This is a genomic window from Streptococcus hyointestinalis (assembly GCF_011039275.1).
GTDB lineage: Bacteria > Bacillota > Bacilli > Lactobacillales > Streptococcaceae > Streptococcus > Streptococcus hyointestinalis_A.
On the sequence record NZ_JAAKGB010000001.1, the window covers coordinates 1,039,318 to 1,063,846 of the forward strand.

Sequence of the window (24,529 nt, forward strand, 5' to 3'; positions counted from 1 at the left end):
AGGCTATCCTCCACAAGGCTTAGTCGTCTTGTAATGTAGAATCGAATTCATCGTAGGCTTGTTTGTCATTTTCAAAGAAGCCTGCTTTGTGTGCAATACACGCGATACCAAGGCTTACACCTAAGCCTAATCCAAGTAATATAAGATGTTTTTTCATAGTTCTTTCCTTCCTTTCTGACTCCATCATAGCCCTAAAAAGAGGCAAAGTCAACGTAAAAATAAAAAATAAATGAGATTTTCCACAGTTTTTTTAACACTGTAAACTAATGATATTGTCTTTTTAAGCTTTCAAGCGTATAATCTTAAACTAGGATAGTAGGCAGTTTTGAAAAATCTCTCTGAAAACAAGAAAATCATTTACATGTTGCAAACGCTTGCACCAAGTGCTAGAATAAAAACAGAAATTGTTTTTCTAATCTATTTTGGAGGATTTTGAAATGAAACGTCAACCGACAGACAAATGTCAGCGCTATGCTATTAAAAAGCTGACTATCGGAGTGGTATCTGTCGCGACAGGTGCTAGTATCTTGCTCTACAGCCCGCAAGTCTTGGCAGAAGAAGCAAATCAAGACCAAACCACTGAGCTTACGACCAGTGAGACTGCTTCAAAAAACCAAGCTAACGAGACTCTAGCGAGCTCTCAATCAAGCACAACGCCAGAAACGCAAGGCACAGAAACCGTTTCAGAAAAGACAACGGACAATGCAACCGTTGGCACAGAGATGACTGAAACAGAGACGCCACAAGCTAGCCTTGATCAGACAACCACGCCGTCTACGACAGAAGAAGTATCTACACAGACTGTTCCTTCTAACTCCACTGTAGAGACGAAAACAGAAGATAAAGAAGCTACAGAAACCACAGAAGAAGTCAATCAAGAAGTAGTCAGTCAAACAAACACGATAGAAACAGCGACTCCCGTTCAAGAAACGCCTGTAGAAACACCCAAAATCGAGGAGGGCTATTTCAGACTTCACTTTAAGAGCTTACCAAGTCAGCAATCGCTAGAGAGTCTCGGACTCTGGCTTTGGGATGACGTGGACAGCCCATCTGCCAATTGGCCTGATGGCGCCATGCCTCTCGCACAAGCCAAGAAAGATGACTATGGCTACTATATTGATTTTAAACTGTCACAAAATCAGAAAAAGCAAGTGTCTTATCTGATTAACAATAAAGCTGGTGACAACCTCACAGGTGACCAGCACATCTCGCTTTTAACGCCTGAGATGAATGAAGTTTGGGCTGATGATAGCTATCACATTCACACCTATCAGCCACTTGAAAAAGGCAGCATTCGTCTTAATTCCTATAGTTCAACGGGCAATTACGATAACTTAGCGGCTTGGCTCTTTAAGGACGTGAAAACACCGTCTACAGATTGGCCAAACGGACAAGACTTTATCAAAAAAGGGGCTTACGGCGTCTACATCGACATCCCTCTTAGCGAGAATGCAAAGGAGCTGGGCTTTTTAATTCTTGATAAGAGTAAGAGTGGTGATGATGTCAAGATTCAGCCAAATGACTATGTCTTTAAAGACCTTGCCAATCACACACAGATTTTTGTGCGTGATACAGACCCAAAAGTTTATAACAATCCTTATTACATTGACCAAGTGCGCTTGACAGGTGCCGAGCAGTCAGACCTTGATAGCATTCAAGCGACCTTCACAACGCTTGATGGCATGACTAAAGACGACATTTTGAAAGCGCTTCATTTGACGGATAAAGACGGCAAAGAAGTTACAATCACAGACATCACGTTCACAAAGGACAGTCCAATTTTACTCATCAAGGGCGCTTTTCATCCTGATAAGACCAGCTACACGCTTACTTACAACGACTCTAGCCAGCAAGTGCGCAATTCGTGGGAATTAAAGGACAAACTCTATGCTTATGATGGCGAGCTGGGGGCAAGACTTAGCGAGGATGGCTCACAAGTCAGACTAGCCCTTTGGGCGCCAAGTGCCGAGCAGGTCAAGGTTCTCGTCTATGATAAAAACGACCAGAGTAAGCTTGTCGGAGAAGCTGCTCTGACTAAGGGCGCTAAAGGCGTCTGGACAGCTCAGCTAGATGGAAAAACGCCGCTTGGAATTGCTAACTACACAGGCTATTATTACCTCTACGAAATCACACGTAACAATGAAAAGGTGCTGGTGCTAGACCCTTATGCTAAGTCACTTGCTGCTTGGGATAGTAGCAGGGCTAACGACACCATCAAAACCGCTAAAGCTGCCTTTGTCAATCCAGACAAGCTAGGACCTAGCGACCTCGACTTTGCCCACATTGACCATTTCACTCGGCGTGAGCAGGCAGTTATCTACGAGACACACGTGCGTGATTTCACGTCAGACCCTGCGCTTGACGGCACGCTCAATCATAGCTTTGGGACATTTTCAGCCTTTATTGAAAAGCTGGATTATCTCAAAGAGCTGGGCGTCACTCACATCCAGCTGCTCCCTGTTTTGAGTTATTTCTTTGTCAATGAACTGGATAAAACCCGCTCAGAAAACCACACATCAGCTGACAATAACTACAACTGGGGCTATGACCCACAGCACTATTTCTCACTGTCTGGCATGTATTCTGAAAATCCAAATGACCCAGAACTTCGTATCAGCGAGTTTAAGAACTTGGTCAATGAAATCCACAAACGTGGTATGGGCGTTATTTTAGACGTTGTCTACAATCACACGGCAAAGACTTATCTTTTTGAGGACATTGAGCCAAACTACTATCACTTTATGAATGCGGACGGAACTGCTCGTGAGAGCTTTGGTGGTGGGCGTCTGGGGACAACCCACTACATGAGCCGTCGTCTCCTGCTGGACTCTATCAAATATCTGACTAGCGAGTTCAAGGTGGATGGCTTCCGCTTTGACATGATGGGAGACCATGACGCAGCCGTCATTGAGCAAGCCTTTACAGAATCAAAAGCCATCAATCCAAATATCCTCATGCTAGGAGAAGGCTGGCGCACGTATCAAGGCGATGAGGGGAAAAAGGTTCAAGCTGCCGACCAAGACTGGATGAGTGCTACTGATACGGTCGCTGTCTTTTCAGATGACATCAGAAACACCCTCAAGTCTGGCTATCCAAACGAAGGCACACCAGCCTTTATCACAGGTGGTAAGAAATCCATCAAAGAGCTCTTTAGCACCATAAAAGCACAGCCAAACAACTTTACAGCAGATGACCCAGGGGATGTCATCCAGTACATCGCAGCCCATGACAATCTCACTCTTCACGATGTTATCGCTAAGTCTATCAATAAAGACCCTAAAGTAGCAGAAGCAGAGATTCATCAGCGCATTCGTCTTGGAAATGCCCTCATCCTGACCTCACAGGGGACACCTTTCATCCACGCTGGTCAAGAGTACGGACGGACAAAGCAACTGCTCAATCCAAACTACATCACAAAAGTAGCCGATGACAAGGTGCCAAACAAAGCTACGCTCATCGATGCGGTCAAGGACTATCCTTACTTTATCCACGACTCCTACGATTCATCTGACGCAGTGAATCACTTTGACTGGGAGAGTGCGCCAGACTCAACCACGCACCCGATAAATACCACAACGCAGGCTTACACCAAGGGCTTGATTGCTCTTCGTCGCTCAACGGACGCTTTCACCAAAGCCAGCAAGGCAGAGGTTGAGCGTGATGTCAGCTTGATTACAGACCCAGCGCTTGGTGATGTGGCGGCGGATGACCTGCTCATTGGCTACCAAAGTATCGCTTCAAACGGCGCCATCTACGCAGTCTTTGTCAATGCCGACCAAAACCAACGCACCATACACCTGCCACAGGCTTATCGTCACTTGCTTGACGCTCAAGTCCTTGCGGATAGCAGGACAGCAGGTACAAGTCCTATCGCACAGCCTCAAGGTATCACCTTTGGCGAGGACAGTCTCACTATTGATGGCTTAACCGCTATCATCCTAAAAGTACCAAAGGAAAAATCAGACAGCACTGAGGAAAAGGACAACAATGAAGCTTCTAGCAATCTAGCCACGCTAACTAGCAAGCCAAGCCATACCCTACTTGCGCCAAGCAACTCAGCGCAAGTCCAACAAGCAGAAGATAAAGAGACAGTCGCCCTAGAAAACAAGCAGATGACAACCAGCAATGCACAAGCACAGAAAGCCAGCCTACCAAATACAGGCAGCAAGTCTAGCAGCATCCTCACCCTCCTAGGTGCTAGCTTGCTTGCTCTTGCTACAAGTCTCCTAGGCTTTGGTAAATCTCGCAAGCACTAAAAACAAAAACTTGTCAGCAATGGCAAGTTTTTTGACTTTTCAGGACGCTTTTGCTACCATTCAGGACAAGACCTACACATGTAATCGCTTTTATGCTATACTATAGGTAACTTGAGAGGAAAAAATATTTAGGAGTAACTCATGAACAAGCTAATACTAAAAATCATTTTAATGACAGTACTTTATCTCGTCCTTATGCTAGGTTTGAAAATGTTTACAAAAGATAAAGAAAAACTTCGGCAAACGTACTCAATCACAACTGTTCTCTACATCGTTAATCTTATTTTTATGTTTTTCTAATGAGTCGTCTCAATGAAAGCGTTTTTGGAGGTGGTGACAATGAAACGACTACACACTTTGAGATTGTTGCGCTTTGTGACAGGGCAGTTGCCTGTTCTTGCTTTATTTGTCCTGCTGTTGTGCGGAGGCTTAGCTGGTAGCACGCTTGCTGTGCAGGCGCTCGTTGTTCTTCTGGCGGTAAGCGCAGCTTTTTGCAACTGGTACTTTGCACGGGAGATTAAGCAGGAGAAAGAGCAAGAGCAAACAACGCCCAACCTCATGCTGACGCAGGTGAGCTATCGCGTTGCCCTAGCGCTTTTAGGTAGCGCTTGTGTCGCACGTGCTTTGCTCGCCTCTCAAACCTATCAGCAAGTCATCGCTTTTATCTGCGCAGTGATTTGCTTTTTGCTGACAGCTGGGCTCCTTTGGGGCTGTTATATCATCAAAAAAAGCCAAGGCTAACATCCTATGACCTCTTTTCAAGAGGTCGTTTTTAGTTTTGTGACCTTTTAGGACGTATTTGCTACCTTTTAGGAAATAGTATATCCATTCACCTTGTCTTGTGCTATACTATAGGTGTTTACAAATGCACTAATGAAAAAGGAGAATGAACATGAGCGCTAACCAAAAGAAAGAAGAACAATTACTGAACCTTATCGACACTTGCTTGTCTTCAAGCTTGTCTGAAAAAGAAAAGGTAATCCTACAGCAGGCAAAGACAGAATTGACCAAACCAAACGCTTATCTACCTCGTGTGGTAGCCGATTTAGAAGAAACGCTTCGCCCATTAGCCATTAAGCAAGAGCTATCAAATGACGTGAAACCGCTTTACAAACTGATAACCAGCCATGAGTTCAAAGACAAAGGGCTAGGTATCGGTCTAGCAAGTATAGGCATGTGGCTATAAAAGCACACATCAAGGAAAGACGATGAAAGCCATTTACAAAGGAAAAGTGGCGGAGCTTTGGGAGATTGGGAGAACCACACCTCAGCCCGACTGGGTGAAGAAAGCCTTTCAGCAACATCTTATCTGCTGGATGGATGAGCATGTCCGTATCCTAATGGCAGGGCTACGCCCATCTGCCACGACAAATCTCAAGATAGGAGCCACAGGAACAGCAGGCGGAGGCTTTGCAGGTTATGGCATGTATGTCCTAGGCTATCCAGGAGATTACCTCGATGTCACCAATCACAGAGTCATATCAGCTAAGACCTTTCACAAAGATTACAAGCTCATAGATAAAGGAGATTGCTTATGAATCCTATATTAGCGACTGTTTTGACTGCCAATATGCTGTTTATGATTTATGACATGATACGAAAAAGACAGTCAAACCGATACGCTTGGTTTGTGATTGTTGTGTCTTTCGCGTATTTTGTATTTCATATCGGAGGGTTTCTCATATTTGTCGTCGTTTATTCTTTATTCTTTTACAGCAAGCAAAATGGAGATATGAAAAAGGAGAGTGACGCATGATAATGATGATTATAACAACTATTTTCGTCCTAGCGGCGCTACTTTATATGCTCTACCAAGTCATCACAAAAAGAAACATCAAAACGCTACTCAAGGTTCTATGGATTGTAGCCATGTCGCTCGTCTTTTTAAACCGCTACAGCTATCCTTTCTTGATTGTAGTAGCTATCTTGACACCTGTCTTTTTTATGGAAAAGCACGTTATCGAGGAGTAGGAGAAGTGAGATGATGGAAAAAGAAAAGGTAGTACACGATTTAGATAAGCTGTTGTTAGAGGTCAGTGTAGAAGCTGACTCCGAGCTTTATCAGCTTCTTTTTACAGGACGGCAAAACCTAGCAGCAACACAGAAAAAGAGCGACCTAGTGATGGCGCAAGCAGAGTTAAGTGAGCGTCTCGCATACTATCTCATGACGCACCAGTACCAAGCACCCCAAAGTGTCATTGCCTTTGGCTACCAGTTAGCAGGAGCGCCACACAAGTGGCAGGGAGTGCTCCAGACACTGCAAATGCTTGCTTTATCCTTACTAGGAATAGGAAAATGAGGTGTGCTATGATAGACACGATTTTAAGCTATTTTTTTAATCTCAAGTCAGAAAGACTAGACAAGCTGTTTCTAGTCATCACGTCCTTAGCTGACGATAGAAAGATGGGAGACATAACAGCAGTGACGCTTACTGCCATGATTGTGCTTAGTTTTTTGACTTACTATCTGTTGGCATTGATTTGCCTCTTTGTAGGCTGTACGTATATACTAGTTATCAGCCTCTTTAAATGGTATTTTACCCTACGAGAAAGCTATCGAGAAAAGCACGAAAAAGGATGAAAAGGAGATTTTATGTATCCAATTTATATTTTAGAAGATGATGTCATCCAACAAAATCGTCTCAAAGAAGCGATTAACCGCTATGCTGTCAACCAGCAGTGGGGAGATTATCAGTGTGAGGTATTTGACGATGGTCAGGAGCTTTTGACATCCTTTGAGAAAAATGATGAAAAAGCACTTTTCTTCCTAGATTTGGAGATTAAAGGTGTTAAGCGACTAGGGCTAGAGGTCGCCAAGGTTATCTATAAGACCTCGCCTTTCTCTCTTATCGTTTTTGTCTCGACACACTCAGAGTATATGCCCTATACCTATAAGTCGATGGTTCGGGCAATGGACTTTATCATCAAGGACGAGTCTGAGGAGGAGTATAACGACCGTGTCGCTAGTTGCCTAGACTATGTTTCAGAGTTGGATAAGCAAGACGTTGAGAAAGAAACCTTTCTCTTTAGAAATAGTGAAGGTTCAGATATCTTTTTGAAGTTTGATGAGATTTTCTTTGTTGAGACCGACCCTCGGCACTCTCATAAGCTGATTCTTTATTCGCTTCATTCTCGTATTGAGTTTCGTGCGCCCTTGTCAGAGGTGCTAAAAAGCGAGCCACGCTTCTTTAAATGTCATCGCTCCTTTCTCATCAACCCTAAAAACGTCACTCTAATCAATCGACGTGAAAAACTAATCTATTTTAGGGATGGGCTAAGTTGCCCTATCTCACGACGTAACATCAAACCTCTTACCCAGTTGATAGAGGGAGGAGAGTTGCGTGTTATTTAACTACTGGATACAAATTCTCTTTATCTTTCCTTTCATACTGTTAGTCTATCATCAAGTTAGCAATATCTCACTTAAATGGTATGAGTATCTTGTTATCGTGAGTGCTTTCATTTTGACAGATGTGCTAGGATTTTACTTTATCTTTTTAGAATTTGCTGTACTGATTCTTTTTTCTTACATAAAAGATAAGTCAAAACCAACGGCTTTGCATTTATTTTATGGTCTTTATCCTTGGGTCATTGAGGGGCTACTAAGAAGATTTGTTTTTTTCTATATTTTCCCAATATTCCATGCTACTGATTCTAGATTATTTGTTGAAAATGGCTTAGTTCCTTTTATCACAGAGTTATTTGTGTACCTAATTTATTTTGTATCGACTTATCGATTACGATTTGACTTCAATGTTTTAGTTGATCTAGTCAGTACTCAGACTTTGCGTATAAGACTATTTGCTATTGATATTGGGATGCTCGTTTATTTTATTGCTATGGAGTTCTTTTCTGGAGCTGAATATTACGGTCATGTAGATACGCTTCTCATTCGTCAGCTACTTACGATTGTTTACTTTATTGTCTTTATCGGATCTCTGCTTTATCTGAATTCTGCCTACAAAAAACACCTTGAGGAGGAATTGGTCAAGGTTCGTTTGTCTGAATTGGACACTCTGGTGACTTACACCAAGCAAATCGAGGAACTCTATGCGGACATCAGAGCATTTCGTCACGATTATGCCAACGTTCTAACGACCATAAATGAAGGAATCATCCACAATGATATGGACATTATCAAAAAGGTCTATCAAAGTGTGTTAAAAGAATCTAGTGACATACTAGAGTCCTCTAAGTATGACTTTGAAGGGTTGGCTTACATCACAGATGACGCTCTGAAAAGTTTAATTGCCACAAAAATCTTTGACGCTAAGAAACGAGGCATAGACGTTCAGCTTGATATCCCCGATAAAGTAGATAAGCCTGACAACATGGCTTTACTTGATGTTATCAGGCTCATTTCAATATTGATAGACAATGCCGTTGAAGCAGCTCTCAGGGCAGAGCACCCTCAGATAATGCTGAATATTCATGAGGACAAAGATGACTATACTATTGTCATTAGCAATAGTACCAAGGAGGAGAGGACACCCATAGCCTACCTCAGCGGTAATGGCTATACCAGCAAGAAATCTGGAGAGCACGGTATTGGTCTAGTGACGATTAAACGCTTCAAGGACAAGTATCCTCAGCTAAGTGTCGAAGCGACTAGTGACCAGTACAGGGTGACGCAGATAGTAGCAGTGAAAAAGCAGTAAGCTCTTTTTACTATTTGCCCTCTCGGCTACAAATATATGGTATAATAGCCATGTCAACGGACTTGTGTAAAGGAGTATGTTCATACGATGAGAAAGAAACTACCCAATTCTCTTATAGCTTTGTTTTGTTTCCTGTTTGCAGGAGTACTTATTTACGTCGTGTATCATAGCTCGACGAAGCAAACGATGAGTCAAGCAGTTACAGTCAAAAGCAGTCACAAGAAAAGTGCCACCAGCACTAGCAGTACAGCAAGCTCTAGCACTTCTACTGAGCCAAGCAAGCACTATCCCGACTTATCTCAGTACCAAAACTTATCTGTCCACGTGTCTCTCAAAAAGCAGCAGATGAGCATTTTATCGGATAATCAGCCGATTTTTACAACGACTGTATCGACTGGCGCAGCTGATAGTCCGACACCAACGGGCAACTTTGTCATTGAAGCAGAGCGTGGTGATTTTTTCTATAACGCCTCGTCTGGCGAGGGCGCTTATTACTGGGTTTCTTTCAAAGATCACGGCATTTACCTCTTTCACAGTGTCCCTACCGACCAGTATGGCAATGAAATCCCCGAAGAAGCTGCAAAACTCGGCACCCCAAGCTCGCACGGCTGTGTGCGCATGTCAAGAACAGACGCCAAATGGTTTTACCAAAACATCCCAGAAGGCACCAGCGTCACCATACAATGAGATTAAAAAAAAGAGTGAGAAAACCGCTTCTCGCTCTTTTATTTCGCTACTAAGGCACTTTTTTTAGATGAAAATATGATATAATGCAATAGAGACAATGAGTATTTTGGCAAAAAGTAAAGAATTTAAAAATAAGGGCTGAACCCCCTTGATATGAAAGGATTTAGAAAATATGGCGACTATTCAATGGTTTCCAGGGCACATGTCCAAGGCTCGTAGGCAGGTGCAGGAAAATATTAAGTTTGTAGATTTTGTGACGATTTTGGTGGATGCGAGGTTGCCTTTATCCAGTCAAAATCCCATGCTGACAAAGATTGTAGGTGACAAGCCTAAGCTTTTGATTTTAAATAAAGCCGCCCTTGCTGATCCCCAGTTGACCAAAGAGTGGCAGCAGCATTTTGAAAAGCAGGGCATTAAAACGCTTGCTCTCAATGCTAAGGAACAGTCCACTGTCAAAAAGGTGACCGAGGCGGCGAAGCAGCTCATGAGCGAAAAGATTGAAAAGCTCAGAGAGCGTGGCATTCAAAAAGAAACGCTGCGCACTATGATTATCGGCATTCCAAATGCTGGAAAATCCACTCTCATGAACCGCCTAGCGGGCAAGAAAATTGCTGTTGTCGGCAATAAACCAGGCGTTACCAAGGGACAGCAGTGGCTCAAGTCCAACAAAGACTTAGAAATCTTGGACACACCTGGGATTCTTTGGCCCAAGTTTGAGGATCAAATGGTAGGGCTCAAGCTGGCACTGACAGGCGCCATCAAGGATAATTTGCTGCCTATGGATGAGGTGACGATTTTTGGGCTAGATTATTTCAAGCAGCATTATCCAGAAAGGCTTGTGGAGCGTTTTAAGGGGATTGACCTCTCTGAGCCTGCGCCTGAGATGATTATGGAACTTACCCAGAAACTTGGTTTTCGTGAGGATTACGACCGCTTTTATGCGCTTTTTGTCAAGGAAGTGCGTGACGGCAAGCTAGGACGCTACACTCTTGACACGCTAGGAGATACAGATGGCGACCATTAAGGAGATAAAGGAGCAGTTGCTTGCTATCACGAGTCTTGATGACCCTAGGTGGAGAGAGTATCTGGAAGATAGCCGAGCAGGTGTGCAGACCGCTATCAAGCAACGGCAAAAAGCCATTCAAAAAATGCTCTTGGAGGAAGAGCGCCTAGAGCAGATGTTGCGCTACGAAAAAGCTCTCTATAAAGAGGGCAAATCCTTGATAGCAGGCATTGACGAGGTAGGAAGGGGGCCGCTTGCGGGGCCCGTTGTTGCAGCAGCAGTGGTATTGCCCGAGAATTGCAAGATAGCTGAGCTCAATGACTCCAAAAAAATCCCAAAGCATAAGCACCAAGCCATTTACCAAGCCATCTGTGACAAGGCTCTTGCTATCGGTATTGGTATCAAGGACAATACTGTCATTGATAGGGTCAATATCTACGAGGCGACGAAACTGGCGATGCAGGAGGCAATTGAGCAGCTGGAGCTAGTGCCTGATCATCTCTTGATTGATGCTATGACCTTAGATAACGGACTAGAGCAAACCTCTATCATCAAAGGAGACGCCAATTCTATGTCCATTGCAGCAGCGTCTGTTGTTGCCAAGGTAACACGGGACAAGATGATGACTGACTTTGACGAGCGCTATCCAGGCTACGACTTTGCTCACAATGCTGGCTACGGCACCAAACAGCACTTGATAGGCTTAAAACAGCAAGGTATCACGCCCATTCATCGCAAAACCTTTGAGCCTATCAAATCCATGCTGAGAGAGGAGAACATGTGATTATCTTTGCTATCACGCTGCTTATCTTTTTAATCAGCTACCGCATAGAACGGCGCAATCTCTGGATAGGTGTGGCTTTTATCGGACTCTTATTTGGGCTGTTGGCTCTTGTCTGGTCGTCCTTTTCCTTCCAAGATTACCCGATACTGTACATGATTATCGGTTTTCTCTTTCTTGTAGCCTTTGTCCTTCTCTCTGTGGGACCGTTGATTTTTATCGTGGTTTGTCTCTACAATGGCAGTCGCCTTCTTCAGCGTGAGGGCACCAAGCTGACCAACTTTCTATCATTTGGCTTAGGGCTTGGTATTTTGACTTATCTCTTTATCCTGCCTGTCGTTATCGCAAGCTTTAGAACACCGACGCTCTTTTACATCCTCTATGTCTACATCGGTGGGATACTGACCTATCTCTTTCTCATCATCGCACTCTATACCTTGGCAAGTTTTCTAAATGCCATCAATCTTGGTAAACGCAAGCTCGACTACATCGTGGTGCTGGGTGCCGGTTTGATGGGAGAAGAAGTCACACCGCTTCTTGCCAGTCGTCTAAACAAGGGGATTGCTCTTTTAAAAAAACATCCTAATAGTCAGCTCATCGTCTCAGGCGGGCAAGGTGCAGATGAGGTCGTCTCTGAAGCGCAAGCCATGGCAAACTATGCTATGAGCCAAGGTGTCCCTCAAGAATCCATCATCCTAGAAAACCGCTCTAGAAATCCCTATGAAAATATCGCTTTTTCCCATGAACTGATGCGAGAAAATAGCAGCTTTGCTCTTGTGACCAATTATTACCATGTCTTTCGAGCTCTGCTATTAGCCAAAGGTCAAGGTATCAAATGTATCGGCTACGGCGCTAAAACCAAGTTTTATTTCAGCCTAAACGCTTTTATTCGAGAGTTTATCGGCTATATGGTGATGACTAAGAAGCGCCACATCATCCTTATCAGCCTCTACACTATCCTCTATATCAGCCTTTTCATCATCGAAAGGCTAGTAAGCCACTAAAGGAGAATCTTATGACACAAACCGAACGTAACAAAATGCTAGCAGGAAAACTCTATGACGCTAGCGACAAAGAACTCAAAAATCAACGCCTCGAAGCAAGAAGAAAACTCATGGCATTTAACGCCGAGCAGGACGAGAAGAAGCGCTCAAGCATGCTAAAGGATTGGTTTGGCACAACTGGCGAGCACATCTTTATGGAGCCTGGCTTTGTCTGCGATTATGGCAATAACATCCATGTCGGAGAGAATTTTTATGCCAATTTTAACCAGACATTCTTGGATGTCTGTGAGATTAGGATTGGCGATAACGCTATGATTGGACCTAACTGCCAATTACTCACTCCGCTTCACCCACTGGACGCCAAGGAACGCATTGCAGGATTAGAATACGGCAAGCCTATCACTATCGGAGACAACGTCTGGCTGGCAAGTGGCGTGACTATTCTTCCTGGTGTGACGCTAGGCGATAACGTCGTTGTCGGCGCTGGCAGTGTCGTCACCAAATCCTTCGGCGCCAATGTCGTCCTAGCAGGAAATCCTGCCCGTATCATCAAACAGTTGGATTTACCAAAAGTGTGAGCTAATAGCTTGCACTTTTTCACTTTCACACCAAAATACGAATAAACAGGTGGAGGTAATCACATGAATAATTTTGAACTGTTTAAACTGAAAAAAGCGGGACTGACCAATCTCAATATCATCAACATCCTTGATTATCAAGAGCGGGTCGGCAAGTCGCTGAGCCTGCGAGATATGGCGGTTGTCTCAAAGTGTAAAAATCCTGTGGCTTTCATCGAAAAATCCCGATCGCTTGACAGCAAAACATTGCGTGAGCAGTTTAGTCGCTTTCCGTCCATCTCTATTTTGGACAAGGAATATCCCTTAGCCTTAAAAGAAATCTATAACCCACCCGTTTTGCTCTTTTATCAGGGCAATCTGGACTTGCTCGAAAAGCCTAAAATCGCTGTGGTTGGCGCTCGAAAGGCAAGTCCAATCGGTGTCAAGTCTGTGCAGAAAATCATCCAAGAACTCAATAATCGCTTTGTCATTGTCAGCGGTTTGGCACGTGGGATTGACACCAGCGCTCACATGGCGAGTATCAAAAATGGCGGAGCGACCATTGCTATTATCGGCTGTGGCTTAGACGTCTACTATCCAAGGGAAAACCAAAAACTCCAAGATTATCTCGGGAAAAACCACCTTGTCCTGTCAGAGTATGAAGCAGGTAGTCAACCGCTCAAGTACCATTTTCCAGAGCGCAACCGTATCATCGCTGGACTCTGCCAAGGGCTGATCGTCTGTGAAGCCCGCATTCGCTCAGGCAGTCTCATCACCTGTGAGCGAGCGTTAGAAGAGGGGCGGGACGTTTTTGCCATTCCTGGTAATATCTTAGATGGTGTCTCTGATGGTTGTCATCACCTTATCCAAGAGGGTGCAAAGTGCATTACATCAGGCTCTGACGTGCTTTTAGAGTATCCATTTGCTTAGTGTTTTTCCTATAAGAAAAAGTTTTTTATTGACAGCTTAGAAAAAGTGGGATATGATACATACAGTTTAAACAAATGAGAAAGTGTAATCTGTATGGCAACAGCAACCAAAACGAAAACGACAAAAACAAAGACAACAACGAAACGTAAGAAGAAAACAACAACGAAAAAAAATCTGGTCATCGTTGAGTCTCCTGCAAAGGCAAAGACGATTGAAAAGTACCTCGGGCGCAACTACCGAGTGGTCGCCTCTGTTGGGCATATCCGTGACTTGAAAAAGTCTAGCATGTCTATTGACTTTGACAATAACTATGAACCGCAGTATATCAACATCCGTGGTAAGGGTCCCTTGATTAACGACTTGAAAAAGGAAGCCAAAAAAGCGAAAAATGTCTTTCTCGCAAGTGACCCGGACCGTGAAGGAGAAGCGCTTTCATGGCATTTGGCACACATCCTAGACCTTGACCCTAAGGCAAAAAACCGTGTGGTCTTTAACGAGATTACAAAAGACGCTGTCAAAAATGCCTTTGTCGAGCCACGTGAGATTGACATGAACTTGGTGGATGCCCAGCAGGCAAGACGTGTGCTGGACCGTATTGTGGGCTATTCTATCTCGCCTATCCTATGGAAAAAGGTCAAAAAAGGACTCTCTGCTGGACGTGTGCAATCCGTCGCACTCAAGCTCATTATTGACCGTGAAAACGAGATTAAAGCCTTTAAGCCAGAGGAGTATTGGACGATTGACGGCGCCTTTAAAAAAGGCACACGCAAGTTTAACGCTAGCTTCTACGGTTTAGACGGCAAAAAGCACAAGCTTCAGACCAACAATGATGTCAAAGAAGTCCTCGCTCGTATCAAAGGTGATGATTTCAACGTCGATAAAGTGGAGAAAAAGGAGCGTCGTAGAAACGCACCGCTGCCTTATACCACCTCATCGCTCCAGCAGGATGCGGCCAATAAAATCAACTTTAGAACCCGAAAAACCATGATGGTCGCCCAGCAGCTCTATGAGGGCATTAGCCTCGGCAAGAGCGGCACACAAGGTCTTATCACCTATATGCGTACCGACTCGACTCGTATCAGTCCTGTAGCGCAAAATGACGCTGCAAACTTTATCACAGAGCGCTTTGGGGAGAAATACTCTAAGCATGGTAGTCGTGTGAAAAATCGCGCTAGCGCCCAAGATGCGCACGAAGCTATCCGCCCATCAAATGTCCAGCAGACACCTGAGTCTATTGCTAAGTATCTAGACAAAGACCAGCTCAAACTCTACACCTTGATTTGGAACCGCTTTGTCGCTAGTCAAATGGCAGCTGCTGTCTTTGACACCATGAAAGTGACCTTGTCTCAAAACGGCGTTATCTTCACAGCCAACGGCAGTCAGGTCAAGTTTGATGGCTATCTTGCTGTTTACAACGACTCTGACAAAAACAAAATGCTTCCTGACATGAAAGAGGGAGACACTGTCAAGAAAGTCACCACACAGCCAGAGCAGCATTTCACCCAGCCACCAGCTAGATACTCAGAAGCGCCGCTGATTAAGACGCTGGAGGAAAATGGTGTGGGTCGTCCGTCCACCTATGCACCGACTCTTGAGCCCATCCAAAAGCGCTATTATGTCACCTTGTCTGCGAAGCGCTTTGAGCCGACAGAGCTCGGTGAGATTGTTAATAGTTTGATTGTCGAGTTCTTCCCAGACATTGTTGATGTGGCATTTACGGCGGAGATGGAGCCTAAGCTGGATGAGGTCGAGCTTGGCAAGGAGCAGTGGCAAAAGGTCATTGACCGCTTTTACAAACCCTTTGAAAAAGAACTTGAAAAAGCAGAAAGTGAGATGGAGCAAATCCAAATCAAGGATGAGCCTGCGGGATTTGACTGTGATGTCTGTGGCTCACCTATGGTTATTAAGCTAGGACGCTACGGTAAATTCTACGCATGTAGCAACTTCCCAGAATGCCACAACACCAAAGCCATCACCAAAGAAATCGGCGTGACTTGTCCGCTATGTCACAAAGGACAGGTCATCGAGCGCAAAACCAAGCGCAATCGTATCTTCTATGGCTGTGATCGCTACCCAGAGTGCGAGTTCACCTCTTGGGACAAACCTGTCGGACGTGACTGTCCAAAATCCGGCGCCTTCCTCGTCGAGAAAAAAGTCCGTGGCGGTGGCAAACAAGTCATCTGCTCAAACGAAAAGTGTGACTATAAGGAAGAGGTTGTGAAGTAACATAAGAAGGTATTATATATGAAAAATCATTTTACAACAACAGTATGTTTATTCGTTATGACGTTCATGATTGGCGGATGGACATTAGCTTGATTACTTTTGCTGATGGAATGAAATCTAAATATTACAAACAAAACTCTTCTCACTTAATGTAAGAAGAGTTTTTTGCTATTTCTAGGAATGAAATGATATAATCCTTACTGTAGAAAAGTGAAGACGGTGGCTCTTGTTTTCTGAAAGAGAGGTGACGCCTATGTGCAATTCATCAAAATCTGACAGGAAGGAGGAGCACTTTTGACAGCGTTTGAAGTTGTGCAGACCATTTTGAGTTTTGGTAGTTTTACCGTAGCTGTGATTGGTTTGTGCTATAAAATCTTCAAAGACGATAACAAAAAGAAATAGCCGTCAATCCTTTGGGGAGTAACGGCTATTCTTTAATAGTAATTATGAGCCACCGTCTTTTAAACGGTTCTACAAAGGGTTAAGTTGTCGCTTAACCTTTTTTTCTATTTTTATTATACCATTTTGGGGCTAAATAGCAACTTAAAACAAAAAAGAGACAGCTTCTTTTGATTAAGCTATCTCTTTTTAGAGACACTTTGGAGACAATCCAAAGTGTTTTATCTCAATTCAACACTATTCATAATAGGCAAAATGATGTTAAATCAAGAACTTTTAGACTAAATTACCCTTATGTATTATTCCCACTCAATTCTTGGACTCGTTTCCCTGATGTAGAATGGGATATTTCCATGCAAAACCGTATCATTTTGATATTGTCTCAGCCCAACCAACTGAAATTTCTCAAATTCTTTTTACCGGGTGTCTTACAACTGTTTTTAATTTTTCGGGTGCTACCTTACGTGGGTCAGAAAGGTAAATCTCATGGTGATAACGAGTATCTGTAATATCAACCATATAACCGTTCTGACCCGCGTATTCGTGCATAGCAGCAACAGTTTTAGGCTCATCATCATAAGAACCAAGATGCATGCATTGCACGCATTCTCCCTCGTCATAAGTGAAAAACTCAACTTTTGAAAAGTCCTGCTTTTTCTTTTTCGTTGCTTCTTCAACCGCCCAATCAAAATCTGCCTTAGTCACAAAGTCGGGAAGGCGGATAACGGAGATAAATTGAAAATTCTCCTTATGAGCATAGTCGATGTCGCTTAGGCTGTCCTGCCACCAAAAGCCCTCAAGTGGAGGTACAACAAACTCGAAAAAGCCATCAATCTTGTGTTCGCCCTTATAGCTCATCTTTATTGTATAGGCAATTCCATACAAAAGACCGATAGATGTTTTGTACTCACCATCCTCGCTGTTCGGATCGCCTTTTCCACGAATAGCTATATAATTCATGCTTGGAATCGTAACAATAGACGGCTTGTTTTTCGGCATATAAAATTCTTTGTATTCCTTTTTGTAGTCAAATGCCATTTGTTAATTCTCCTTATATTGATTTAATATTCTTTGCAAGGCATCTATCAATTCTCCACGCAATTCCTCAGGCTCCAACAGAACGCCCTTGTCTTGAAATGTCAGCAACCAGGTAATCAGATTTTCCCTGTCTGTAAAATCCCAGCAAAATAGCAGTTTACCATCTTCCTGTTCTTTATAGCAGCCAGTGCCGAATTCCTCTATCAGTCTCCATTTGCACTCGGGCTGAAATACAGCTTTTATAGATATTCCTCCCGGAAAGATTTTTTCATTGTCAAGTTCTGGCAATGGAACCTGTTTTTTTACAAACCCATCCTCGCTGACCCTGAGGTTCTCCATACGGTTTAGCTTAAATAATCTGAAATCCTTACGCACATCACACCAGCCCCACACATACCAGCTTGACCAGTGGAAAATCAAGTAATATGGCTCAACTACTCTGTGGGATTCACCATTTGCAGAATAATAGATAAACGCAATTTTTCGGCTGTTATCTATTGCGCCTCTGATGCTTTCAATTTTTTGTTGGAGGGTATCCTTATGCCATGATGAAAGGTCAATTAAAATAGTTTGATTTCCGACCATGAAATCAGAAGAACCTGCGGACAGTTTTTCCATCAAAAGTTTGTACTGGTTTGTTCCGTTTACGCTATCAAGGCTTCGCAGCCCCGCCAATATGTCTTGCATTTCTGACGTGGAGAGCAGTGTACGGCTGATAGCATACCCATCCATTATGGAAATCCCGCCGCCTGAGCCCTGCCTTGTACCAATCGGAATCCCCGCTTTGCATAAATCTTCAATGTCCCTATTGATGGTCCTACGTGACACTTCAAATCTTTCTGCGAGATACGGTGCAGTCACAGAGCCTTTTTGCAATAACACGGATAATATTCCAATTAGTCGGTCTATCTTCATATCTATCAATTCGCTTTCATCAAAATAATTATATCACGCAAAACACGACAACTATATGTCATGTTTATTATAGCAGAAATAGAAAACAACGCAATGAAGACACCCCGCCCAAACGAGGTGTCTTCATTGCGTTGTTTCTCTATGCTGTTATCTTTGTCCATTACCAATAGATAATTTCGTTCAGAACAACCTCCTCAGCCTGATGCGCAATCCCTATCTCAAAGATTATAATTACTTTATATTTCACGAATATTCTGCGATAAAGCAAAAAACACCCCAACCGCATACAATTTTTGGTGGGGTGTTTGGTGGGGAATCAAACAATTTTAAGTGGTTTTATGCTTTTTATAACTGCTGAAAACGCCGTTAAATCAATCATTTCACTTCAAATTAAGTTGGTAGTCTATTCCCACTCAACGGTTGCTGGTGGTTTGCTGGTGATGTCGTAGACGCCGCGGTTGACGTGGTCAACTTCATTGACGATACGAACGGAAATCTTTTGAAGAACGTCCCAAGGGATACGAGCAAAGTCAGCGGTCATACCGTCGATAGAAGTGATGGCACGAACGGCGATGGTGTAATCATAAGTACGCCCATCTCCCATAACACCGACAGAACGCACGCCAGTATTGACAGTGAAATATTGCCAAATGTCACGTTCAAGCCCAGCTTTTGCGATTTCTTCACGCAAGATAGCGTCTGACTCACGGACAGTCTCGAGCTTTTCAGGAGTGATGTCACCCATGACACGGATAGCAAGTCCTGGCCCTGGGAATGGCTGACGCCAAACGCCCTCATCAGGCATGCCAAGCGCTGTTCCTAGAGCACGTACTTCGTCTTTAAAGAGGGTATTAAGCGGCTCAATAAGCTCAAATTGCATGTCCTCTGGCAGTCCGCCAACGTTGTGGTGAGACTTGATGGTTTGCGCTGTTTCTGTCCCAGACTCGATAACGTCAGTGTAGAGCGTTCCTTGTGCTAGGAAATCAACGCCTTTTAGCTTGCTTGCCTCGTCGTCAAAGACATAGACAAACTCATTTCCGATAATTTTACGTTTCTTTTCTGGGTCATCAACACCAGCTAGCAAATCTAGGAAACGTTTTGAAGCGTCCACACGGATGATGTTTAGTCCAAATTTTCCACCAAGCATGTTCATGACTTGGTCGCCTTCGCCCTTACGAAGGAGCCCGTGGTCAACAAAGATACAGGTCAATTGGTCACCGATAGCACGCTGCAAGAGTACACCAACAACAGATGAGTCAACCCCACCAGACAAGCCTAGAAGGCCCTTACGGTCACCTACTTTTTGGCGAATAGCAGCGCTTTGCATATCAATGAAGTTCTCCATTGACCAGTCACCTTTTGCCCCACAGATGTCAAAGGCAAAGTTATGCAAGATATCATTACCAAACTCTGAATGACGCACTTCTGGGTGGAACTGAATACCGTAGATACGCTTTTCGCTATCTTCGATGGCAGCATACGGGCAATCAACAGAGTCCCCAACGAGGTGGAATGACTCAGGAATCTCTGTAACAGCGTCTCCGTGGCTCATCAAAACGGTTTGCTCTTTAGGCGTTCCCTTGAAGAGCTTAGAGTCCGTTTTGACACGCAAAGTAGACTGACCGTACTCACTATTACCCGCTTCAGAGGCAGGGACAACTTTTCCGCCTAATTTGCTGGTCAATAGCTGCATGCCGTAGCAAATCCCAAGAATCGGAATCCCAAGCTCAAAAATCTCTTGGTCAATCCCAAAGGCATTGTCCGCATAAACAGAGTTTGGTCCTCCAGATAGGACAATCCCAATTGGGTTGATGTCTTTGCCTTCTTGAGCAGAAATCTTGTGGCTCTTTAGTTCTGAGAATACTCCAAACTCACGAATACGGCGAGCGCTCAGCTGATTGTACTGGCTACCGTAGTCCAGAACGATGATTTTTTGCACATCATTCAATTGTTTCGCATTATCAATCATGTGTTTCCTTTCTTTTACGTTAGAAGCCTAACAGTTTATCTTCATTTTAGCATATTTTGCCAGAAATAGCAGTAGTCAATCGTATTTTTTTCTGCCTAAAAAAATGGTAAAATAGAGGAAAACTAAGCAAGACATAAAGGAGCAGATATGGTACCAGCTTATATTAGGATACATGATGTTATCAAAAAGGAGATTGAGGAGGAAAACTGGAAAATCGGTGAGCGTCTGCCAAGTGAGCGGGATTTGGCGGATAGATTTACTGTCAGCCGGATGACGCTACGTCAAGCCATCTCACTCTTGGTGGACGAGGGTATCTTGGAGCGCCGTGTGGGAAGTGGCACTTTTGTCGCTAGCAAGCGGGTGCAGGAAAAAATGTCTGGCACGACCAGCTTTTCTGATATTATCAAAGGACAGGGAAAAACACCCTCCAGCAGACTGCTATCTTACAAGCGAAAACTAGCGGACAAGACTGAACGTGAGAAACTGCAGTTGACAGATGAGTCTGCCTATGTCATCCAAATGGAGCGGGTGCGCTATGCCGACGGTGTACCCTTGGTTTATGAGGTTGCTTCCATCCCTGAAGAGTTGATTAAACATATCGCACGCAAGGACATCACCGAGCAATTTTTCAAAGCGCTGACCAGTCATGGCTATGAGATCGGCAAAAGCAGCCAGACCATATCAGCTCGCAATGCTTCAGAGCGTATCGCAGAGATTTTGCAGACCAAGCGAGGCAGCGCTCTCTTGACCCTGGTGCAGGTCTCTTACTTTAAGGATGGCACGCCTTTTGAGTATGTGCACAGCCAATATGTCGGTGAGCGCTTTGAGTTTTATTTGGAAAACCAAGGTTAGTTTACAATTATAAAATTATGTAAACTATGTTTGTAAAAAAACTATAAAAGCCCAGCATTTTTTGGTATAATAGAGGCTATGGAAATTGAAAAAACCAATCGTATGAATGCGCTTTTTGAGTTTTACGCAGCGCTATTGACCGACAAACAGATGAACTACATCGAGCTTTACTATGCGGATGATTATAGTTTGGCTGAGATTGCTGAGGAGTTTGATGTGAGCCGTCAGGCTGTTTATGACAATATCAAACGCACCGAGAAGATTTTAGAAACTTATGAGATGAAACTGCACATGTATTCGGATTATATCGTGCGCAGTCAGATATTTGACGAGATTTTAGAGAAATATCCCAAAGACAGCTATCTACAAGAGCAAATCCAGCTACTAAGCAGTATTGATAATAGAGATTAGAGGAGAACATCATGGCATTTGAAAGTTTAACCGAGCGCTTACAAGGCGTCTTTAAAAATATCCGTGGCAAAAAGAAACTATCGGAAAAAGAAGTCCAAGAAGTCACCAAAGAAATCCGTCTCGCCCTTCTTGAAGCCGACGTTGCCCTACCTGTTGTAAAAACCTTTATCAAGCGTGTTCGTGAACGTGCGGTTGGTCACGAAATCATTGACACACTTGATCCGACCCAACAAATCGTCAAAATCGTCAATGAAGAATTGACGGAAATCCTTGGTTCTGAGACAGCTGAGCTTGAAAAATCACCTAAAATTCCAACCATTATCATGATGGTAGGTCTGCAAGGTGCTGGTAAAACCACCTTTGCAGGTAAATTAGCCAACAAGCTCATCAAAGAAGAAAAAGCACGTCCACTTATGATTGCTGCGGATATTTACCGTCCAGCAGCCATTGACCAATTGAAAACACTTGGTCAGCAAATCAACGTGCCTGTCTTTGACATGGGAACAGAGCAGCCTGCTGTCGAGATTGTCCGTCAAGGTCTAGAGAAGGCTCGTGAAAATCGTAATGACTATGTCATCATCGATACGGCTGGTCGTCTGCAAATCGATGAAAAACTCATGCAGGAACTGCGTGATGTCAAGGCTCTAGCTCAGCCAAATGAGATTTTGCTGGTCATTGACAGTATGATTGGTCAAGAGGCAGCAAATGTCGCCGATGAATTTAACAAGCAACTAGATATTACAGGGGTTGTCCTCACCAAGATTGACGGGGATACCCGTGGTGGTGCGGCTCTATCTGTCCGTGAAATTACTGGTAAGCCGATTAAATTTACAGGGACTGGTGAAAAAATCACAGATATTGAGACTTTCCACCCTGACCGCATGTCTAGTCGTATCCTTGGCATGGGGGACTTGTTGACCCTCATTGAAAAGGCTTCCGCTGAATACGATGAACAAAAATCATTGGAATTGGCTGAAAAAATGCGTGAAAACACCTTTGATTTCAATGATTTCATCGAACAGCTCGACCAAGTGCAAAATATGGGACCTATGGAAGCTTTGCTCAAGATGATTCCTGGCATGGCAAACAATCCTGCACTGAAAAACGTCAAGGTGGATGAGCGCGATATTGCCAGAAAACGTGCGATTGTGTCCTCTATGACGCCTGAAGAACGTGAAAATCCTGACCTTTTAAACCCAAGCCGTCGCCGTCGTATCGCAGCAGGTTCTGGAAATAGCTTTGTTGAGGTCAATAAATTTATCAAAGATTTTAACCAAGCTAAGCAGATGATGCAAGGGGTCATGTCTGGTGATATGGATAAGATGATGAAACAAATGGGTATCAATCCAAACAATCTCCCTAAAAACATGCCAAATAACATGGATATGTCAGCCTTAGATGGCATGATGGGGCAAGGCATGCCAGACATGTCAGCGCTTGGTGGCAACATGGACATGAGCCAAATGTTTGGTGGCGGACTTAAAGGTAAAGTCGGCGCGTTTGCAACCAAACAAGCCATGAAACGCATGGCTAAGAAGATGAAGAAGGCTAAGAAAAAACGTAAATAATCTTTTTTAGAAAAAGGTTATCAAACTAGGGAGGTCTAGTATTTTGGGGCTTCTTTAGTTTTTTTACTTTTCATCTTTCCGAAAAACTGTAATTTTCTTGAAAATAAGATAGGGGTGTGGTATACTTCTCTTAAAGACAAACATCATGATTTTTAGAGGACATATTATGCGACGTGAATTATTACTAGAAAAAATTGACGAGCTCAAGGCGGTTATGCCTTGGTACGTGCTGGATTATTATCAGTCTAAATTGACCGTTCCTTATAGTTTTACGACGCTTTACGAATACCTCAAGGAATATCGTCGTTTTTTTGCATGGTTGATTGACTCAGACATTGCACGTTGTCAAAAAATTGCTGATATTGAGCTTGAAACTCTGGAACATCTTTCCAAAAAAGACATGGAGGCTTTCATTTTGTATCTGCGTGAGCGTCCCTTGCTGAACAGCAACACGACTAAACAAGGTGTCTCTCAAACAACGATAAACAGGACATTATCCGCACTCTCGAGCCTTTTTAAGTACTTGACCGAGGAGGTGGAAAATGATGAGGGTGAGCCCTATTTTTACCGTAATGTCATGAAGAAAGTGTCCACCAAGAAAAAGAAAGAAACCTTGGCGGCTCGGGCTGAAAATATCAAGCAAAAGCTCTTTTTGGGCGATGAGACGCAGGCGTTTTTAGACTATATTGAGCAGGATTATGCGACCAAATTATCAAAACGTGCTCTCTCCTTCTTCAGCAAAAATAAAGAACGTGATTTAGCCATTATCGCACTGCTTTTGGCGTCTGGCATTCGTCTGTCTGAAGCAGTTAATCTCGATGTCAAAGACCTCAATCTCAATATGATGGTCATTGAGGTCACCCGAAAAGGGGGAAAAAGGGACGCTGTTAACGTTGCTAGCTTTGCAAAGCCTTATTTGGAGCAATATCTCGCTATTCGCAAGGCACGTTACAAGGCTGAAAAGACGGATACCGCCCTCTTTTTATCAGAATACCGTGGCAAGCCCAATCGTATCGACGCTTCTTCTATCGAAAAACTGGTTGCCAAATATTCGCAAGGTTTCAAGGTTCGGGTCACACCGCACAAGCTCAGACACACTCTAGCGCCAAGGCTCTATGACAGCACCAAATCACAAGTCCTAGTCAGTCATCAGCTTGGGCATGCTTCGACGCAGGTCACTGACCTCTACACCCACATCGTCAACGACGAGCAGAAAAATGCTCTTGATAAACTGTAAAAAGCCTTCTAAGATAAAACTTAGAAGTCTTTTTTGGTA

25 protein-coding genes and 1 pseudogene are annotated in these 24,529 nt (G+C 43.6%); 22 read left to right on the forward strand and 4 right to left on the reverse strand.

Annotated features, from left to right (window positions below; translation table 11 throughout):
- Positions 1–19: 19 nt before the first annotated feature.
- Positions 20–157: a methanol dehydrogenase gene (locus G5B60_RS04980; protein ID WP_115269743.1), complete on the reverse strand. Its 138-nt coding sequence runs from the start codon at positions 155–157 to the stop codon at positions 20–22.
- A gap of 280 nt (positions 158–437) precedes the next feature.
- Here G5B60_RS04980 and G5B60_RS04985 point away from each other — a divergent pair, with 280 nt between their 5' ends.
- From G5B60_RS04985 to G5B60_RS05070, 18 genes and pseudogenes are all read left to right on the forward strand, one after another.
- Positions 438–4,256, forward strand: coding sequence for a pullulanase (locus G5B60_RS04985; protein ID WP_164682971.1), 3,819 nt, complete (start codon positions 438–440; stop codon positions 4,254–4,256).
- Between the two features lie 339 nt (positions 4,257–4,595).
- Positions 4,596–4,997 (forward strand): hypothetical protein, encoded by a 402-nt coding sequence (locus G5B60_RS04990; RefSeq protein WP_164682972.1) that lies wholly within the window; start codon positions 4,596–4,598, stop codon positions 4,995–4,997.
- A gap of 151 nt (positions 4,998–5,148) precedes the next feature.
- Positions 5,149–5,442, forward strand: coding sequence for a bacteriocin immunity protein (locus G5B60_RS04995; protein ID WP_164682973.1), 294 nt, complete (start codon positions 5,149–5,151; stop codon positions 5,440–5,442).
- A 22-nt stretch (positions 5,443–5,464) separates the two neighbouring features.
- On the forward strand, positions 5,465–5,794 hold the full coding sequence (locus G5B60_RS05000; RefSeq protein ID WP_164682974.1) for a role in replication: 330 nt from the start codon (positions 5,465–5,467) through the stop codon (positions 5,792–5,794).
- The gene (locus tag G5B60_RS05005; protein WP_164682975.1) at positions 5,791–6,012 is read left to right on the forward strand and encodes a hypothetical protein; all 222 of its coding nucleotides are present in this window, start codon (positions 5,791–5,793) and stop codon (positions 6,010–6,012) included. Before G5B60_RS05000 ends, G5B60_RS05005 begins: the two co-directional genes overlap by 4 nt.
- Positions 6,009–6,227 (forward strand): hypothetical protein, encoded by a 219-nt coding sequence (locus G5B60_RS05010; protein ID WP_164682976.1) that lies wholly within the window; start codon positions 6,009–6,011, stop codon positions 6,225–6,227. The genes G5B60_RS05005 and G5B60_RS05010 overlap by 4 nt, the downstream gene beginning before the upstream one ends.
- Positions 6,228–6,237: 10 nt before the next feature.
- Complete coding sequence (locus G5B60_RS05015; protein WP_164682977.1) at positions 6,238–6,555, forward strand: bacteriocin immunity protein; 318 nt, start codon at positions 6,238–6,240, stop codon at positions 6,553–6,555.
- A gap of 8 nt (positions 6,556–6,563) precedes the next feature.
- Positions 6,564–6,836: a hypothetical protein gene (locus G5B60_RS05020; protein ID WP_164682978.1), complete on the forward strand. Its 273-nt coding sequence runs from the start codon at positions 6,564–6,566 to the stop codon at positions 6,834–6,836.
- 12 nt (positions 6,837–6,848) lie between these two features.
- The gene (locus G5B60_RS05025; RefSeq protein WP_164682979.1) at positions 6,849–7,607 is read left to right on the forward strand and encodes a LytR/AlgR family response regulator transcription factor; all 759 of its coding nucleotides are present in this window, start codon (positions 6,849–6,851) and stop codon (positions 7,605–7,607) included.
- On the forward strand, positions 7,597–8,913 hold the full coding sequence (locus G5B60_RS05030) for a sensor histidine kinase (RefSeq protein ID WP_164682980.1): 1,317 nt from the start codon (positions 7,597–7,599) through the stop codon (positions 8,911–8,913). The genes G5B60_RS05025 and G5B60_RS05030 overlap by 11 nt, the downstream gene beginning before the upstream one ends.
- A gap of 87 nt (positions 8,914–9,000) precedes the next feature.
- Entirely contained in the window at positions 9,001–9,600 is a 600-nt protein-coding gene (locus G5B60_RS05035; RefSeq protein WP_164682981.1) for a L,D-transpeptidase, read from the forward strand.
- 172 nt (positions 9,601–9,772) lie between these two features.
- Positions 9,773–10,624, forward strand: coding sequence for a ribosome biogenesis GTPase YlqF (ylqF, locus tag G5B60_RS05040; protein WP_164682982.1), 852 nt, complete (start codon positions 9,773–9,775; stop codon positions 10,622–10,624).
- On the forward strand, positions 10,611–11,387 hold the full coding sequence (locus tag G5B60_RS05045) for a ribonuclease HII (RefSeq protein WP_164682983.1): 777 nt from the start codon (positions 10,611–10,613) through the stop codon (positions 11,385–11,387). Before ylqF ends, G5B60_RS05045 begins: the two co-directional genes overlap by 14 nt.
- Positions 11,384–12,388 (forward strand): YdcF family protein, encoded by a 1,005-nt coding sequence (locus G5B60_RS05050; RefSeq protein WP_164682984.1) that lies wholly within the window; start codon positions 11,384–11,386, stop codon positions 12,386–12,388. The genes G5B60_RS05045 and G5B60_RS05050 overlap by 4 nt, the downstream gene beginning before the upstream one ends.
- Before the next feature lie 11 nt (positions 12,389–12,399).
- Positions 12,400–12,966 carry a sugar O-acetyltransferase gene (locus tag G5B60_RS05055; protein ID WP_164682985.1) on the forward strand — a complete coding sequence of 189 codons (567 nt, stop codon included), beginning with the start codon at positions 12,400–12,402 and terminating at the stop codon, positions 12,964–12,966.
- A 63-nt stretch (positions 12,967–13,029) separates the two neighbouring features.
- Positions 13,030–13,875: a DNA-processing protein DprA gene (dprA, locus tag G5B60_RS05060; RefSeq protein WP_164682986.1), complete on the forward strand. Its 846-nt coding sequence runs from the start codon at positions 13,030–13,032 to the stop codon at positions 13,873–13,875.
- Positions 13,876–13,968: 93 nt separating this feature from the next.
- Positions 13,969–16,101: a type I DNA topoisomerase gene (gene topA / locus G5B60_RS05065; RefSeq protein ID WP_164682987.1), complete on the forward strand. Its 2,133-nt coding sequence runs from the start codon at positions 13,969–13,971 to the stop codon at positions 16,099–16,101.
- A gap of 279 nt (positions 16,102–16,380) precedes the next feature.
- Positions 16,381–16,503: pseudogene (locus G5B60_RS05070) on the forward strand (putative holin-like toxin); the annotation flags it as partial.
- Positions 16,504–16,905: 402 nt separating this feature from the next.
- Here G5B60_RS05070 and G5B60_RS05075 read toward each other — a convergent pair.
- From G5B60_RS05075 to guaA, 3 genes are all read right to left on the reverse strand, one after another.
- Positions 16,906–17,538, reverse strand: a complete 633-nt coding sequence (locus tag G5B60_RS05075; protein WP_164682989.1) for a GyrI-like domain-containing protein — start codon at positions 17,536–17,538, stop codon at positions 16,906–16,908.
- A gap of 3 nt (positions 17,539–17,541) precedes the next feature.
- On the reverse strand, positions 17,542–18,453 hold the full coding sequence (locus tag G5B60_RS05080) for a helix-turn-helix transcriptional regulator (protein ID WP_164684195.1): 912 nt from the start codon (positions 18,451–18,453) through the stop codon (positions 17,542–17,544).
- A gap of 403 nt (positions 18,454–18,856) precedes the next feature.
- A complete protein-coding gene (gene guaA / locus G5B60_RS05085) occupies positions 18,857–20,422 on the reverse strand; it encodes a glutamine-hydrolyzing GMP synthase (RefSeq protein WP_164682990.1) in 1,566 nt (521 codons plus the stop codon).
- 147 nt (positions 20,423–20,569) lie between these two features.
- Here guaA and G5B60_RS05090 point away from each other — a divergent pair, with 147 nt between their 5' ends.
- From G5B60_RS05090 to xerS, 4 genes are all read left to right on the forward strand, one after another.
- On the forward strand, positions 20,570–21,274 hold the full coding sequence (locus tag G5B60_RS05090; RefSeq protein WP_164682991.1) for a GntR family transcriptional regulator: 705 nt from the start codon (positions 20,570–20,572) through the stop codon (positions 21,272–21,274).
- Positions 21,275–21,352: 78 nt separating this feature from the next.
- A complete protein-coding gene (locus tag G5B60_RS05095; RefSeq protein WP_164682992.1) occupies positions 21,353–21,685 on the forward strand; it encodes a putative DNA-binding protein in 333 nt (110 codons plus the stop codon).
- Positions 21,686–21,696: 11 nt separating this feature from the next.
- A complete protein-coding gene (gene ffh, locus G5B60_RS05100) occupies positions 21,697–23,253 on the forward strand; it encodes a signal recognition particle protein (RefSeq protein ID WP_164682993.1) in 1,557 nt (518 codons plus the stop codon).
- A gap of 166 nt (positions 23,254–23,419) precedes the next feature.
- Positions 23,420–24,490, forward strand: coding sequence for a tyrosine recombinase XerS (gene xerS, locus G5B60_RS05105; RefSeq protein ID WP_164682994.1), 1,071 nt, complete (start codon positions 23,420–23,422; stop codon positions 24,488–24,490).
- Positions 24,491–24,529 lie beyond the last annotated feature (39 nt).